The following is a 16,340-nucleotide window of genomic DNA, read 5'->3' as shown; positions in this document are numbered from 1 at the left end:
TCCTTTCATAATTCATCCTTCCACAAGAAGCTCAAAAGAAATAACTTCTTCTTGCCTCCAAAGATAAAGATGATCAAAATCCACCTGTATAGTGTTACAGTTGAAATATCTTTTCTTGTATATTTCTCACCTTTTGGTTTTTTATTGTCCCCCTCCTTTCGAATGAAATTGTGACAAAAAATCAAAAATCAACTTTTACTCGCTTGAAAGATGAGAATAAAAACAAACCATAATATTGCCCAGTTTCCAAATAATAAGGTCCAGATTTCATCATCATACCTTTTTCCCTCAGAATACGCTTAATCTTTTTTTTTGGGGACACTTTTGACATGTCAAATACCTACTATAAAAACTTAAACACAATAATTTATAGCTTAATAAGCCAATTTGAAAGAATCCTTGCTGACCAAAAGTAAAGGAAAAAGTTTTTTACCCTTATTATATTAAATATACACAGCAGAAATGCTTTATGATAAATATAAAGGCTATATTTAGTAGAAGATACCCATCATAACCCGCTGAAATAATGAAAGTTACAGCAAAAAGAAAAGAGTTCAAATTTTCGCCAGATTCTAGTAGAGTCGTAGCTAGATTTTTCTGGAATGGACAAGAACGGACTGAAAAAATGATCGATAAGGTGCTTTTAATGGACGAAGAGCAGGTCCAATTAACTTTGGAACAGACACTGCGGGAATTTGCAAGTCGCCACCGAAATATTTCAAAGATATTCTTCAAGCATTTTGAAAAAATTCTGGAGTTGATCGGTAAGATGAATGGCCATTATGAGACCCTTACTGATTCCCAAAAAATGTTGATTGGTTCTTATTGTACGATGGAATATTCTATTGAATCAGCCGCAATATTCAACCCATCTATCATCAAGGATTTCGATCAATCCTACCTTGAGGAGGGCGAAGTTAGAGTGATACTATCTTTTAGGGCTACAGGAGAAGGACATATTTCTTCCATTGTCTTCCGAAGAGGAATCATCGACAAAAACAATGACCTGCATGTTATGAAATCAGGGGATCAAATCGACTTGGCTGAAGTAACGCATAAAAGGTTGTATGATAAAAAGCGATTTATCAAAAAGCTTAATGAAATGAATATTCCTAAGAAATATTCTAAATCTATCATGGAAGACCTTCCTGCGAATTTTGAATATTATGCATTAACCACCGCTGTTGCAAAAATTTTGGATGACAAATCCATCAGCCTTGAAAGAAGAATGGCTTTGAACGAGATAACCTGGCTGGTAGACTCATTTTATGATGTACAATTCCACTTGGACTCAGACCTAACAGAAAGGGTACTTTTTCCCATATCAAATTCAGAAAACAAAGGGATTGAAGATGCTCGATTTGTAAATTTTATAGAGAGCGATGGAACAAAGAAGGTGTATGCTACTTATTCAGCGTATAATGGCCATACCACCTTACCAAAACTACTCTCAACAGAAGATTTTTATACTTTCAGGGTAATGCCCCTTCATGGGGAAGGTGCACAAAACAAAAACCTGGCCTTGTTCCCTAAAAAAATTAAAGGCCAATATGCGATGCTTGCAAGGATTGATGGTGTAAACAACTACATTATGTTTTCTGACAAAAGCACCCTATGGAATGACCCTATCAAGATTCAGGAACCTAAATCCCCTTGGGAATATACCCAAATAGGGAATTGTGGATCACCAATCTGGACAAATGAAGGTTGGTTAATAATAACGCATGGCGTTGGACCGATGAGGCGGTATAGTATAGGGGCATCCCTTCTTGATCTGGAAGATCCTACTAAAGAAATTGGAAGACTAAAGGAGCCTCTGCTTACACCGCTGGAAAAGGAAAGAGATGGCTATGTTCCGAACGTAGTCTATTCTTGCGGTTCCATTATTCACAATAACAATTTAATTTTGCCCTACGCCGTTTCCGATTATTCCTCAACTTATGCTGTCATATCGATGGATGAGCTCTTAGAAGCGCTTAAAAACAATTAGGCTTTATTTGTACCTTGAAGTACTTTCCTATAGGCCAAAATATAATTTTCGACCATTTCATTTATACTGAATTTTTCTATCGCATGTGCTCGGCAATACTCCGGGGATATATTGTCTATGAGCCCAACCTTTTCTACGGCATCCTCCACATTTTGCACTAAATAACCGGTTTTGCCATCCTTAATAAGCTCTCGCATGCTCCCTCTATCAAAAGCAATGACTGGCGTCCCACACATCATTGCCTCTATCACACTTAATCCGAATGGTTCCTCAAAATTGATAGGATGAAGTAAAGCCTTACTCCCACCAAGTAGTTTTTTTCCTCTATCTGGCTCAAGATTTCCCAGGTAACATACCAAATCATCGTCGATAAAAGGCTTGACCTTTTCTTTAAAATAGACTTGATCTTGAATCAAACCTGCAATAATCAAACGATGGTTTGACCTTTTGGCTATTTCAATCGCCACATGAGCACCTTTCTCTGGATGAATCCTACCAAAAAACAAGAGATAATCCTCTTTAACTGCTCGAAATTTATAAATCAAGGGATCAATCCCGTGATAAACAGTGGCAATATAATCCAGCTCTTTTGACCTATCAGCATCGGAAATGGATACATAAGCAGTCTTTGCGTTATATTTCTTATAAACAGGAATGATTTTAGGGGATGAAAAACCATGTATGGTTGTAATCATGGGTGTTTTTATCAATGCAGAGTATGTAAGTGGGAGAAAATCAAAATGATTATGAATGATATCAAACTGATGGGCATGCTCCATTAGATTACTTATATGCAAACACTCTGCTACTTTGGGATCCACAGCCCTATCTTCTTCATAAGGAACCACACATGCTGATTCTAATCTCCCTTTAGTAATGGAGTCGGCAGTTGCAAAAAGGGTAACATCCATACCTTTCTCCAAAAGTCCTTCACAGATATTGGAAGCCACTTGTTCCCATGGCCCATATTTTTTAGGAGGTGTGCTCCAGGCAATAGAAGAGAGAATGGCTATTTTCAATGATGTATTTCTTTATTTAAACGATTAATTTTATTTTCGGATATCTCTGCCTCTTCGCTTTTATAAAATTCCTCATGGGCTTGCAGCACAATCAAATGGGATACTAGATAGGCAAGAGAACTCTCCGCTCCCTGGTTTCTATTCACTCCGTAACTTTCAAAACCGTCGCAGCAACCTTTTGTCTCAAAATCATACAGACTCATTCTAAGATCATTTTCTCCTAAAAACCACATAAATGAAGTGAATAGTTTTTGTAGATATTCATTTTTCCTTGTAAGTAGAAATGCTTGATAGTACATTAGCACCATTGACAAGGCATCTATGGGTTGTTGGGCATAAACTGATCGATGACCATTTTTGACGTACCACTCTTTATTCCCAATAATTGATAAAAAACCACCTTTCATGGTATGCGAGGTCAGAAAATCCATGGTTTCCATGGCGATTCCCAGCACCTCATCATCTTCCAATATTTCAGCAGACTGCATCAAGGCTAGTGGAAGGATTCCATTATCATAGGCCAAAAGAGACTCAAACCATTGCCAATCTGAAGAGGATTGTCTTTTATACTGTAAGACCAGCTTATTTGTCAGTACCCTTAGCAATTCAATCATTTTTTCATCAAGCATATTGGTTTTCAAGTAATAACTTATCCCAATTATCGTATTGGCGATGCTTCTAATTGATCTTAGATTTTCAAAATTTGGTACCGCATCAAAAAACAATAATCGACCTGTTTGGAAATATGCATCGTTTGGGGCATTTCCTAAAAGGTAACCTAATGCCCAAATAGTTCTTCCAAACGAATCTTCAGAGCCTACCTCATCCTTGAAAGTTCTGTTAAATCCCAGAAAGTTCTTAAAAGTGCCATTTGGATTTTGCATATAATGAATATAACTCAGGTAAATAGGCATATACTCCAATGCCAGTGGATCACGTTTCTGCTTATATGCCATTAGTACCATAAAAAGTGCCCTAGCATTATCATCCAAGCAATACCCTTCCTTGAGATTGGGAATCCCGTATTTTGCATGTTGAATAATCCCGGTATCATCGGTCAGTCGCTTTATATGCGCTAATGAAAACTTAGGCATTAATTGAATATTCAAAATGATTTTTCTTTTTTCTGTATTGATTGGTACTTCTTCTAGAACAGAATTTATAAGATGCTTATACTTTCTCCCTATCTCAGGCCAGGTTATGGTCTTTCCGTATTCAAGTGCCTTTTCTTTGATCCCCTTTAGCTGGTCAGGATTATCGAATAAGCTGTTCAAGAGCAAGGAAAGTTCTTCATGGTTCTTAAAATCGAAAATTTTTCCCTTACCATTTGCCAGAAGTTCTTCGGCATGCCAATAGGGTGTAGACGCTACTGCACAGCCGGCCCCAAAAGCATAACTGAGGGTCCCACTGGTTATTTGGGCTTTGGACAGATAGGGTGTAATATAAACATCGCAGGCAGTGAGGTATCTTATCAGTTCACTTTCATCAATAAACTCATTTATAAATAATACATGGTCTTGCACATCCAAATTTTTCGCAAGACGATGAAGATAATTTCGGTACTCTTCTCCAGCATATTTGATTACATTTGGATGGGTTTTTCCCAATATTAAATAAATGGTATTGGGATATTTTTTTATGACCTCAGGAAGCGATTTGATTACCGTTTCGATGCCTTTATTGCGGCTGATAAAGCCAAAGGTTAACAATACCTTTTTACCATCAAAGCGAAAAGTTTTTCTCACTTCAGAAGCGTCATAGTGGATATCAGGGACCCCATGTTCTATTAAATTTATCTTTTCTTCGGGCACAAGGTATATTTCTTCGAGCAATTTAACGGCCTTATTACTCATCACCACGATCGCTTTGGCCATTCTGCATATCTCTTTAAAGATAATCTTTTGATTATATGAAGGGGTGTCAAGAACTGTATGAAGCGTAACAATAAATGGCATTTCAAGCTTATGAAGTAGAGGAAGAATATACACCCCGCTTTCTCCTCCAAATATTCCAAACTCGTGCTCAAGAACACAAAGATCCAAACCACTTAAATTTATAAAATCAGCTGCTTCAAGATAATCTGATTGCTGGTCCTGTTGCAATTTCATCCTCACCTCTTTGGGGTAGATATATTGACCATCATTATCACAGAGTGCTATGACATTACCTTCATATCTTATGTCATCATCTTCAAACGCTTTTTTTATATTTTGCTGAAGATTTTGGGTGAAGGTACCGATTCCACACTCTCTTGGAGGGTAAGTACTTATATATCCTATTTTCATGCTTTTCTACCTAGTAATAATAAAATCATTTGAGTAATATCATTCTTCATTGTATTCTGAGAAGGATTTCTATTGTTTTAATCCACATATAGACACATGTCTTACAAGTAATTGAACAATACCTGAAGCATTTTCCAGAAATCACTAATCACAGAGTTTCCTTTAATACTTCTTTAACTCCAAAGTTATATACCACTGGTTTTAAATAGCTTACATTAAACAAGTATACATTTATATATATCACAGATTTACAAAGACTTCAATGGCCAATAGTTATCTTAAAACAAGTTTGATCCTAAAAGTGACTAGTGTAGCAAACAGTATATTTATTGGCAAAAAAAATGAACCAAACGCAACAAAGCCTAAGAAGATTTCCGGATACGAACACTTATAAACCTCATAATTAAACAGTTATAAGTATCCAGAAAAGTGCACCTAGCGAGGGAAATCCAAAATAATAAATATAAGACCGTGAAACAGTACCTTGGAGCATTCGATTTTGCAGCGTTTGCGAAGGGCCTTAAGGAAATGAGTTGGCTCGCCTGGATTTCATACCTCCCCTAGGCGAAGTTTGCCCACTTTTTCACCAATAGCCTGTCCCCAAAGCTTTAGGTAAAATTGCAAAGCATTCATAAAGACCCTCAAGAATATACATGCCCCTGAATAAAAGGCAGGAAAGTTTAAAAATAAGCTGGAACCTTTGTGAATTTGGCTACAAGAAGTAAAACGAATACTCATAAAATAGATCAACCAATCTCTTAGTCCTAAAATCCCACTAATATAATCCTCTTTCAAGCCCCATATCTACCCTTCATATTGAAATCTTTTAGCAACCTCTTCTCTGATTCCATCAAAAAATGGAGTTTTACGTTCTTGAACACACTTAGCAGCATACAGGTAAAGGGCTGCACTCCAACTTTGCCAATCTTGCCCACAGGGGAGACCATCCTTTGGCCTTAACCATTCATTAAATCCAAAAGATAATTTACGGTCCTTTGACTTTTTTACAAGATAAGTAAGGCTTACCAGTTTCATTTCGGCTAGGTCATATTTATGTGCTGCTACAAGTGAACATATATAGATACTACATATAAAAGGCCAAATCCCTCCATTATGGTACTCGCCAGGCATGTTAAATTTCCTGTATCTAGAGTGCCAGTCCGGATCTCCCGGTTCAATAAAAGGAAAGAAATTAGGAGGCAGGTCTGATGTTTGCTTTCCTTCATTCTTTTGCTTTTGGCACCATTTTTCAATCCATTCAATGATGGCTTCAGCCCTTTTTAAGGAGGCTATTCCTGATAAAATGGCCAGGCTGTTACCCAATAGATCAAATCGGTCACTACGAAAAACTTTATATCTCCACAATGAATAGTAAGGAGGATTCTCCCATATTAATCCTTCATGATCACCTCTCAATTCTTTATTTTTGTCCAGATTAAGAAACCTTATCTCCTTAAAAAGTTTCGAAGCCCTTTTTCTACAACCCAAAAGCATCAGAAAACTAAATACCAGGGTATTTACAAACAAGCCATAACCAATTACCCATTGTTCATCACGCCAATCACTGGTGGGCAGTTGGGCAACAAGGTATTCATCACTGGGACTCTGGTATTCCATCCATGTCAACGATTTTTTAACCGCCTGCTCTAAAAACAGAGGTTCTCCTACTATTCTTCTGAAAACACTTACTCCCAATAAAAATAACGGAGTGGTATCACTTGCCCCTCTATTATCCACTTCGTGAACCAAAGAAGAAATATGACCTTTGGGAGATTGGTTTTGAGCAAGTATTTCCAGTACCTTTCGGGTACTCTTTATCAACTTTTCATTTCCGGAAACCGCCACCCCTAAAATTGAAAACATAAGATCCCTGGTATAGGGCTCTGGATATCCAAATCCAGCTGTCCTGGGCAATCCCTCAAAAGGACCGTCAGCATTATAAAGTAAAACGCTCAAGGCTGCTTTCTTGGCTTCCTCAATTAATCTATTGTTTTCAGAATCCACGTCTCCTCCTAATTAATTCCTAGCCTATCTTGAACAATGCTTACAAATTTTCGGGCTACTACACGGTAGTCAAAATTAGTGACAATATACTTCCTCGCCCTTTCCCCTATTTTATCACGTAAACCCTTATTATTCATTAGTTTCAACAAATATTTAGCAATGTCATTCACATCTGCTCTATAATCCACTACTCTCGGGCTTTCAAAGACCACTATATGAGGCGCTTCATAACCTGCCTCGATACCCAGCTCAGCCTCATTTATTTCGATTTTTTGAGCCACTCTTGCCAAAAAACCCGTTTCATTGTGCACAATGGTATCCAACATGCCCATAGCTTTAATACCTATGACAGGCTTTTTGCACGCTCCGGCTTCAATTTGTGGCATACCAAATCCCTCCAATCTCGAGGGGGCAGCATAAATATCACATGCTGCAATCAGATAGGGCATAAAATTCCGTGAAACTGTATTGGTAACATATTGAACCCTCTTTTCAATCCCTAATAATCCCGAAAGCTCTCGATCAACTACGTTCTGAAGATTAGTCCTTTCTTGAGGCCATACTTTACATATATATTTCCAGTCTGATACTTTATTTTCAATAATGGCCAGTGCTTTCATCACCTCCTGGGCTCCTTTTGAAGTGGCATCACCTCCAACTGTAAGGATCATCAACTGATCGGAAGAAATTTCAAGAGCCGCTCTTATGGCCAAAACTTTTTCGTCCTCCGCCGAGACTGGACAAAATATATCTGTTTTACATCCCACAGGCAAAACTTCGATATTCTCGCCCTTTATACCATCACGAATATACATTTGTTTCACCCAGTTTGAAGTAACCAAAATAAGGGGAAGCTTATTTAAAACCTCGCGAAAATTACCGACAAATCCGTCAGCAACAAGCCAGGGAACGGCCACTAACCCGTGTCTATTTGGATGAATAACTATATCCTGAATATGTCCCCAATACCCAATCCCTACCACTATATCAGGCCTAAACCAACGGTAATACCACTCTTTCTCTTGTGAAGATTGAAAATGAACTGCATAGGCATCAACCCCTATCTCCAACAGGCCTTGATACAACAAATCACCCTGGGTAGAAAGTCCTCCAGGAGAAGGGGGATAGTCATATAATACCAATACCTTCATTTCCTTGAATGTTTTTTAAACCATTTAGAGGCATCCTCAGCATTTAGAAAACACCAAAAAGCTTCCGTCCAATTGCACGCCTTAAATTCCCAGCTCTCATTGGAAAAACCATATACGCTGCTGATTAATGCCCGCTTTGCTTTAAAAACATTCCCTCCAAGCGGTAAATGAAAGTGGGCATCAGGAATAGGTTTGGGCACATGACGCATGTTGTTGTCGCGATAGGCAAAAAGCCATAATTCATCAGTCTTGATACGCTTCTCTTCCCATAATTTTATAACTGATTTACCGATTTCTTCATGCCTGAGATGTCGGGTATATTCACCATAAGGACTATGGGAAAAAATCAAATTCACTGGTCTACAAGACAATAAGTCCACTATAGTGTCTTCAAGTATATTTAAATCTAAAGGATTTTGTTCAGGTCCATCGTCAAGGTCAGCCATTATGCCCTTTGCTCCAAACATTTCCAGAGCTCGATAAAACTTAGGAGCTCTATCTCCATCATTTGCCCTACAAAGACAAATGATGGTCCAGTTCCAATCAGGATTTTCTAAAATTAATCCTCCTGCCCAAATGGTCTCATCATCAGGGTGAGCCACCAGGACAGTTGCATTTATTTCTTTTGGATTGTTTGTTTCTTCATGCATTTCCCTGCTATTATGATAGGTTTATAATTCGATCGATTATAAGACCATTGTAACGACGAAACCTTTTATTAAGAACAAATGATATTCATACCAAATCATCCAGTCCACCAGAAAGAGATAGTAGCATTAATAAGAAGTTCTATTTGGTCAACTTTTTTTACTCCTATTATACTTCAAAAGAGCGGTTTTGAGTACTTATTAAAACAGAGGAGAGATAGAAAGTCATGCACAGTAGCAGGGCAGTGACCTAGTATTGTGCCCCCATAAGCACTTATCATTCACAAGGTGTGATTTATGGGAAATGAGCTAAACTAATCTTTTTGCTCTTTTTCCCTTCTTTTTGCTTCTTTAGCAGCCCGCTTTTCTTTTAAATTTCTCACCGGCTGCTTTTTGTCTGATTTCGATTTACTGTTTTTTTCCTTAGTCATCTTATTTGATTTTAGTAGAAAAGATTATCTTACCAAGAAATCTAAAGATATCTCACAAAATAAACCTTACAGTAAAAAAAATAAACTTACACATATCACACATCCTTCCCATTTATCTTCATTGATTAAAACAGCTTGACAGATCTAAGTGGATAAATTCATTTTATAAACAACAAATAATCGAACCCTCTAAAATTTAAAAACATTTTATGGACTCATAATCTGTTAAAAGATAAGGGGGGATCATCTCTCTTCGGAATGGAAAATGCCATCAAGCTCCTTAATAGTTGTAAAAATATTGGCTTATCGCGATGAGGGATAGAAGGATTCCTAAGCTTCTTACAACCAAAATATTGAAAGGTATGTCCCCATGCTTTTCTAGGACTTAAGGTGTAGACTAGCCTAAGTCTCTGATAAGAGCAACACGGCTAAAACACGGGATAAACACGGCTAAACTAGGGGGTAAATACGGGTTAAAGGAGCAATATTAAAAATGTTATATTCATTAATATGGACCATTTTCACACCAGTAACCTGATTTCCCACTGCCTGTCCTCCATGGTCCTAGCTGGGCCAGTAGAAAGGTTTATACAATCATTTCTGTGAGATCTGTGCTGTTTTTGAGAGAATGTTTTGAAGGCTAAAATATACTGGTGAAATAGCGGATATACAGATTTACAAATTCTCCAAGTTCTGATTCCGTTTCTTCTTCAACTTTTTGTAATAAGAAGGAGTAAGACCTGTAACTTTTTTAAATTGATTGGAAAGATGGGCGGCACTACTATAATGTAGTTTATATGAAATTTCCGAAAGACTTAGCTCGTCATACAATAGCAATTCCTTGACCCTTTCGATCTTATGAAGAATAATAAACTGCTGTATGGTTATACCTTTTACTTCAGAAAAAGTATTAGCAAGGTAAGTATAATCATAGCCCAATTTCTCACTTATATAATCTGAATAATTAGTTTTAGGCAATTCATCTTCATAATGGACCATTTCAATTATTAAATTCTTTATTTTTTCGATAAGTATACTTCTTTTATCCTCCAACAACTCCAAGCCGGATCTCAACAAATTCTTGGCAAATTCCTTTCTCTGCTTTTCCGATATTTTTTCATGAAGATCTACAGTTCCCAATTCGACTACAAAATGTCGAATCCCTAATTTTTTAAGTTCTTCTTTCACCATCATTTTGCATCTGAGGCTGACCATATATTTGATATAGAGTTTCATTTTTTTCCAATTGGTCCCTTTTAAATAACGGATACTGAAATTGACTGGTTATATACGAAGCTTAAAACTTTGCACTTCAAAATGATACCGGTCTTGCCTTATCTCATTTTTTAAGATGCCTCTACTTTTTATTCTAGACTTTCATATAAAAAAAGGTCATGCATCCTTGAATAGTTCAAGTAAGCATGACCTTTAATCATTCATCATCAAGGTAAATAACCCTGATAATTAATCATTTAAACCCGTTCAACTCTGACCGCATTCAAGCCTTTTCTACCTTGCTCTACCTCATATTTCACCTCATCATTTTCCTGTATCTCATCAATTAATCCACTTTCGTGGACAAAAATATCATCTCCATTATCATTCGGTGTAATAAAGCCGTAGCCTTTGGAATCGTTATAGAATTTTACTGTTCCTTCATTCATGTTTTATTGAATTTTTATTTGTTATTAATTTATTTTTAGTCAAAGGGTTTCGCGACAACCATTGCCTGCTCAAATGATATACATCAACTTAAACTTATAGGCAATCATACTTACAAACCTCCACCCTTATGATATTTTGATAAGATTTTATCTAGTGGCATTCATTCTTGTCTTACTAACTATTTCCCAGCCACCTGAGCATTTTGAAATGGGACTTTAAAGCCTCCCAAAACGACACCTTTGAATAATAAGGCAACTGATATTCTGCTGCTGTTTCCCTCACAATAGGAGCTATTTTATGATAGTGTACATGACAAATATTCGGAAACAAGTGATGCTCAATTTGGTAATTCAACCCTCCTATAAGCCATGAAAACACTCGGTTCTGTTCTGAATAATTGCAGGTCGTCAGCAATTGGTGGATGATCCTTTCTCCTTTTACTTCCCCATCTTTATTCATTTTTGGAAAAGCTACTTCAGGCATTATATGGGCTGTCTGAAACACCAATGAAATGCATAAGCCTGTCACAGCATGTAGTAGCAAGAATGCCAACAGTATTTCTCCTGTGCCAAATGGTGAAAACAGAATAGGTAGAAGGAGAATGAAAGTATAATAAACCATCTTCCAGGCCAGCATCTTTAACAAAGTATTGAGATAAATATGCTTTCCTTTCAGTAAGCCCATTTTATAATACCTATCAAGCCTGATAAAGTCCTTTGACGTTACCCATGATAAAGTAGACAAACAATAAAAAAACCAAGTGTACCAATGCTGATAGGCATGTAAACGATTTTTCTTTGCATGAGGTGAGAATCGAAGGAATAACGGAACATTGAGGTCATCGTCTCCTTCATCAATATTGGTATAGGAATGATGAAGAACATTATGCTGGATCTTCCACACGGTTGCATTTGCCCCAACCATATTCAGACTATAACTCAATAGTTTATTTATTTTCCTGTTTTTTGAATAGGTTCCATGGATAGCATCATGCATAACCCCCATGCCAATACCAGCCATTCCAAAACCACTTAAGACGAAACACAGGAACAACTGCCAGCTTTCATTAAACAATCCCAAAATAACCAATAGAACAGGGATAAAATAAAGCCCGAACATAAAGAAGGTTTTGAGAATCATTTCCAGATTTCCAAACTTGGATTTTTTGGCTGTCTTAAAATGGGTATTAACTCGGCCACGAAGGGTAATGGAGAAATCAGACAATACTGACTCCGAAAATCTAATGTTTTTGATATAAAGGGTATTTAGGTAATAATAATGAAACTTCGGCTTTCATATTAAGTATGATTGGTAGACTTAATTCATATTGCAGCCTAATGCTAAATATGAATTAAAAGTAGAAAAAAGAATTAAAGCCGATTGAAGGAAAACTCTTGAAATGCTACTCAGGCTCTTATTCCGCCATCATTAATCAAGGCGATCATTTTTTTGGGATCTGCCTTTTATCTTATTCAGTAAAGGTAGTAAAAGATATTGAATTACTACCTTTTCTTATTAAAAAGAGGTTCCTATTATTCTCAATGCAGTCAATAAATACCTTTGACTGAGTCATTACCCTAAAAAGCATATAAGCCCCTCATATTATCTAAATGTGTGATTCATGTAAGATTAATCAATCACTTTATAACAGATTTACTTTAAAAAAACCTAAACTTCAGTAATAATTAAAAAAAAGAATCATGAGCAAACAATTCGTACAAAACAGCTATAATCCAGGCGATATAGTATACGCTAAGGTCAATCCCAGTTTAAAACTGATTATAAGAAGGTATATTGACCAGATATATTATTGTAAAATATTTGAATTTCCAGAAAAAAAAGAGCTGGTTTATTTCGAGAGGGAATTTGTCCCTAATGCTATTCTAATAGAAAAAAACAAAGAAATGCGGGAGAAATAAAAGACACATATTGATAAGCGCCAAATTGCCTTTCAAATAAAACTTATGGTTTCTTGCCTAGTATAGTAAACCACAAAAATTTCGTAAAGAAGGTATTTCAAATGCTGATGCTTTAAAGAACTATATGATTATCCGTTTTAACACCAGTAAACTTATTTCACACAGCCTGTTCCGATTTATCGGGAGACTCCACGGATCTAAACAGATTTAAATTAGTATTTCTTAAAGATATGTATTCTCTTAATTGGGAATGTTTTGAATGGTAAAACTTACTGGTGCAATTGCAGATATACATAAAGAACTATTTATCCCCATCTCTCCAACATTGCCGGGAGAAAAACTCTATACCCAAATTTTAGTTCTATATAGATAAAGTATTTATCGCTTATATAAACCTCTTAACCTAAGGCATTAAATATACCTTGTTGGTGCACTGATAAAATTGGTTTAAAGCTTTCAATATTGGACTTATACAAACAGTAGCGGATTTTAGTATATGGGTTTAAATCCTGATTTATTCTTTTTTCGATCGTATCAACATACGAAAGATTATCCTTCAAAGCTTCATTTAAGGCACCTTCAGTAAAATCGCTTTTCAATAATAGAATTTCTTGGACAAAACTATCAACCTTGTATTCTGCAAAATCATAATGAGGAAAATATTTCAATGCAACAAATAAGAACCTGAATACATCCAGTGTTTTAAGTGTTTCGATTCGCCCTCCCTTTTTCAGCCTATAATTTATCTTGTTTTCTTCTTTCAAAATTTCTTTTTGAATATTTGAAAATTCTTCATCTGCGATTTCAAAAAGTGCTGAAAGCCTATTAATTCTTCTTTTCAAACTCTGTGGTATGCTTTTTTTGTATTTTATTTTATGATCTAATACACTCCAAGCATCCTGTATAACTGTTCGAATTTGAAGCTCAATTTGAATATTTTTAAACCTATCTACATCGTCAATACCTTTCAGTCCCCGTTTCAAGACCAATTGCAGATGCAAACTTTTGTAACCAAATTTATCCTCCGTCTTTTCTAATTGGCTTGATTTGTCCGTTATTTCCAGCTCTTTGAAGTACTTCCTTAGTCCACGTCTTATTTCATACACCTCTTCAGCATAAAAACAAACAGCACGAATGCCAATCAAATCTGTAAGGTAATAACTGATTTTGAAGTCCTTTTCTTTCGTGTCAATAAATGGCAAATACTTTCTTGTGAATTTATTGACGCTTTCCTCGTAGCTTTTTATTCGTCCCTTAACCAGTTCCACTTTAGGTATAGCACCAATTAATTGACAGAAGAAATCAACAGACGCATTATGATAGGGTAATTGAGTCTCATACCAAATCTTGAATTCTTGTATATTCTTATCAATCTCGTTCATTGGGCAATATTTGCAATTAATATTTCATATTTAATAACGAAATACATGATCAAGCTCCTTAAGCTTTAAAACACCTTTCCTGACAAGGTAGGTGTTTTTATAACAAAACCCCATAGGCACCCGTACAAGGAATTGGACAAAAAACAAAGCTACTATTCTTTCCAATTTTATAATTTATCCACTTTTTGGTCACTTATTCTGCTCAAAGGGATATTTTTAAATAAACTACAGTTCATTATACAAACAAACTTAGACGGTTTATAATCCCCGGCAAGGGGAAGCAGATTCCTGAGGCCATATAACCAATATCAGAAATACTGCTCATCTTCCTTGCCCCATATTCAAAACAACACGCAATTAGAAATCTTTCATCTAAAAAAGTGTTTGACCAGAATTTAGCCTATCCGATTGATAGTAGCATTAAAATAGAATGGACCTCGGAGTGTTCAAAGGACAGGCACTTCCTCTAAATAGTATTTACCATATTCAAATCAAAGCCTTTAACTATCAACCAAATTGCCAAAACTATTTCCAACAATGCTGTAGGAAGAGCTAATAATATATAGATAGGTGTGATGATGTTTATAACACTAAACATCAGTAGCAGGCTCGCAAGAACACTGCTCAATACAGTAGCGATAAGTCCCCAAACAGATAGCCATTGAGGGACTAGTTTTGATTGGTACAGTATATAATAAAACATCAAGTTGCCAACACTCAGGGTTAAGGGCATTGCCACATGATTGATTAAATCTCTCCCCGACCGTAATAAATTATCCAAAGTTTGAAAATAGGATAAGTCGGGGCTGCCTGATTTTACAAATTCCTGACTTAAGACCAGCAGAAACAATATGCTCATCCAGCCTATGAGAATGAAAATCACAGAAATAATTCTAAAAACTAGAAAACCAATCGTCAAACCATTATTCACTTTTTTTAATATTGAATATAGAATAATAGGAATACTGGCATAAATGAGGGCTAAAATAAACTGCATGAAAGCCCTAATTATTATTGAGTTTGCATGGATAGAAATATTTGCAAGATTATCCAGCTTATCAATAACTGGATCTATACTTAGAATACCTACAACTATGCTAAGAATTAATAATGCACCAACAACAATTGATTTTTTCCTGGTCAGGTTCATGATATTTTTATTTATTAGATTTTGTACAAAAATATCATGATGGCATTTTCACCACATTGACTTAAGTTAAGAAGGAATTTATTTGTTCATTAATCTTTTTCTGATTCGACTCAAAGATTCTGGTTTAATTCCCAAATAACTGGCTATTTGACGTTGAGATGCTCTTTGGAGCAAATCGGGCCTTGTTTTCAGTAAATTTAAATAGCGCTCTTCCGGACTGGAGGTTTTAAATCCAGCAAAAGATGCTTGTTGCTTGTTTAATATTACTTCAGCTATCACCCTTGATAAGGATTCCAATTGCGGATACTTTTGAAACATTTCTTTCTCCACTGTGGGATTACCTACATTTACCACTGTATCCTCTAAGCATTCTAGGTAATAGGGAGAAGGAATTGGCTTGCCAAAATTGGTGGGGGTAACAACTTGCTCTTCCGTATAAAACTCTATGGTATTTTCTTCACCATCTCTCAAAAAATAACTTCTAATACACCCTTCCAAAATAAAATAACATTCATTAGAAAAGTCTCCTTCCTTTAGTAGAACAGTCCCTTTTTTATAGCTTTTAAAAAAAGCACTTTCATAAATTGCCTTCTCTAAGTCCTCTGTAATTGTAGTGTAATTTGATAAATATTTTAATATTCTATTTTCCAAAATTCAATACTTTTTGTTTTGTAATACAATACTTAGATGTGGCATT

At 36.0% G+C, this 16,340-nt stretch carries 13 protein-coding genes; 2 read left to right on the top strand and 11 right to left on the bottom strand.

All coding sequences use genetic code 11. From position 1 onward, the window contains the following. The first annotated feature begins 526 nt into the window (after positions 1 to 526). Positions 527 to 1,990 carry a glycoside hydrolase family 130 protein gene (locus H7U17_RS19760; RefSeq protein WP_186758579.1) on the top strand — a complete coding sequence of 488 codons (1,464 nt, stop codon included), beginning with the start codon at positions 527 to 529 and terminating at the stop codon, positions 1,988 to 1,990. Here the strand turns inward: H7U17_RS19760 and H7U17_RS19755 are convergent. The 8 genes from H7U17_RS19755 to H7U17_RS19720 form a co-directional block, all read right to left on the bottom strand. Beyond that, complete coding sequence (locus H7U17_RS19755) at positions 1,987 to 3,009, bottom strand: glycosyltransferase family 4 protein (RefSeq protein WP_186758578.1); 1,023 nt, start codon at positions 3,007 to 3,009, stop codon at positions 1,987 to 1,989. The genes H7U17_RS19760 and H7U17_RS19755 overlap by 4 nt on opposite strands. Next, a complete protein-coding gene (locus tag H7U17_RS19750; protein WP_186758577.1) occupies positions 3,006 to 5,294 on the bottom strand; it encodes a glycosyltransferase family 4 protein in 2,289 nt (762 codons plus the stop codon). Before H7U17_RS19750 ends, H7U17_RS19755 begins: the two co-directional genes overlap by 4 nt. Positions 5,295 to 6,098: 804 nt before the next feature. Then, positions 6,099 to 7,298 (bottom strand): glycoside hydrolase 100 family protein, encoded by a 1,200-nt coding sequence (locus H7U17_RS20780; RefSeq protein WP_186758576.1) that lies wholly within the window; start codon positions 7,296 to 7,298, stop codon positions 6,099 to 6,101. 8 nt (positions 7,299 to 7,306) lie between these two features. Continuing rightward, positions 7,307 to 8,449, bottom strand: coding sequence for a glycosyltransferase family 4 protein (locus H7U17_RS19740; RefSeq protein WP_186758575.1), 1,143 nt, complete (start codon positions 8,447 to 8,449; stop codon positions 7,307 to 7,309). Further along, a complete protein-coding gene (locus H7U17_RS19735; RefSeq protein WP_186758574.1) occupies positions 8,446 to 9,099 on the bottom strand; it encodes a PIG-L deacetylase family protein in 654 nt (217 codons plus the stop codon). The genes H7U17_RS19740 and H7U17_RS19735 overlap by 4 nt, the downstream gene beginning before the upstream one ends. Positions 9,100 to 10,202: 1,103 nt before the next feature. Further along, positions 10,203 to 10,763 (bottom strand): helix-turn-helix domain-containing protein, encoded by a 561-nt coding sequence (locus H7U17_RS19730; protein ID WP_222439251.1) that lies wholly within the window; start codon positions 10,761 to 10,763, stop codon positions 10,203 to 10,205. A gap of 236 nt (positions 10,764 to 10,999) precedes the next feature. Next, positions 11,000 to 11,191 (bottom strand): cold-shock protein, encoded by a 192-nt coding sequence (locus tag H7U17_RS19725; RefSeq protein WP_186758573.1) that lies wholly within the window; start codon positions 11,189 to 11,191, stop codon positions 11,000 to 11,002. A 175-nt stretch (positions 11,192 to 11,366) separates the two neighbouring features. Continuing rightward, on the bottom strand, positions 11,367 to 12,311 hold the full coding sequence (locus H7U17_RS19720; protein WP_186758572.1) for a fatty acid desaturase family protein: 945 nt from the start codon (positions 12,309 to 12,311) through the stop codon (positions 11,367 to 11,369). A gap of 581 nt (positions 12,312 to 12,892) precedes the next feature. Here H7U17_RS19720 and H7U17_RS19715 point away from each other — a divergent pair. Further along, the gene (locus tag H7U17_RS19715; RefSeq protein WP_186758571.1) at positions 12,893 to 13,111 is read left to right on the top strand and encodes a hypothetical protein; all 219 of its coding nucleotides are present in this window, start codon (positions 12,893 to 12,895) and stop codon (positions 13,109 to 13,111) included. Between the two features lie 398 nt (positions 13,112 to 13,509). Here H7U17_RS19715 and H7U17_RS19710 read toward each other — a convergent pair whose 3' ends face one another. The 3 genes from H7U17_RS19710 to H7U17_RS19700 form a co-directional block, all read right to left on the bottom strand. Then, entirely contained in the window at positions 13,510 to 14,493 is a 984-nt protein-coding gene (locus tag H7U17_RS19710) for a GTP pyrophosphokinase (protein ID WP_186758570.1), read from the bottom strand. 466 nt (positions 14,494 to 14,959) lie between these two features. Beyond that, on the bottom strand, positions 14,960 to 15,643 hold the full coding sequence (locus H7U17_RS19705; protein WP_186758569.1) for a DUF4386 domain-containing protein: 684 nt from the start codon (positions 15,641 to 15,643) through the stop codon (positions 14,960 to 14,962). Positions 15,644 to 15,721: 78 nt separating this feature from the next. Beyond that, a complete protein-coding gene (locus H7U17_RS19700; RefSeq protein WP_186758568.1) occupies positions 15,722 to 16,294 on the bottom strand; it encodes a Crp/Fnr family transcriptional regulator in 573 nt (190 codons plus the stop codon). Positions 16,295 to 16,340: the final 46 nt, after the last annotated feature.

The organism is Echinicola salinicaeni (assembly GCF_014280965.1).
GTDB classification, from domain to species: domain Bacteria; phylum Bacteroidota; class Bacteroidia; order Cytophagales; family Cyclobacteriaceae; genus Echinicola; species Echinicola salinicaeni.
This window is presented reverse-complemented; position numbering and strand designations above follow the sequence as displayed.

Excerpts from the sequence above, each read along its gene's own strand:
- H7U17_RS19740 (WP_186758575.1), bottom strand. The coding sequence starts at position 8,449 with ATGAAGGTATTGGTATTATATGACTATCCCCCTTCTCCTGGAGGACTT.
- H7U17_RS19760 (WP_186758579.1), top strand. The coding sequence starts at position 527 with ATGAAAGTTACAGCAAAAAGAAAAGAGTTCAAATTTTCGCCAGATTCT.
- H7U17_RS19720 (WP_186758572.1), bottom strand. The coding sequence starts at position 12,311 with ATGTTCGGGCTTTATTTTATCCCTGTTCTATTGGTTATTTTGGGATTG.
- H7U17_RS19710 (WP_186758570.1), bottom strand. The coding sequence starts at position 14,493 with ATGAACGAGATTGATAAGAATATACAAGAATTCAAGATTTGGTATGAG.
- H7U17_RS19705 (WP_186758569.1), bottom strand. The coding sequence starts at position 15,643 with ATGAACCTGACCAGGAAAAAATCAATTGTTGTTGGTGCATTATTAATT.
- H7U17_RS19730 (WP_222439251.1), bottom strand. The coding sequence starts at position 10,763 with ATGAAACTCTATATCAAATATATGGTCAGCCTCAGATGCAAAATGATG.
- H7U17_RS19725 (WP_186758573.1), bottom strand. The coding sequence starts at position 11,191 with ATGAATGAAGGAACAGTAAAATTCTATAACGATTCCAAAGGCTACGGC.
- H7U17_RS19715 (WP_186758571.1), top strand. The coding sequence starts at position 12,893 with ATGAGCAAACAATTCGTACAAAACAGCTATAATCCAGGCGATATAGTA.
- H7U17_RS19750 (WP_186758577.1), bottom strand. The coding sequence starts at position 5,294 with ATGAAAATAGGATATATAAGTACTTACCCTCCAAGAGAGTGTGGAATC.
- H7U17_RS19735 (WP_186758574.1), bottom strand. The coding sequence starts at position 9,099 with ATGCATGAAGAAACAAACAATCCAAAAGAAATAAATGCAACTGTCCTG.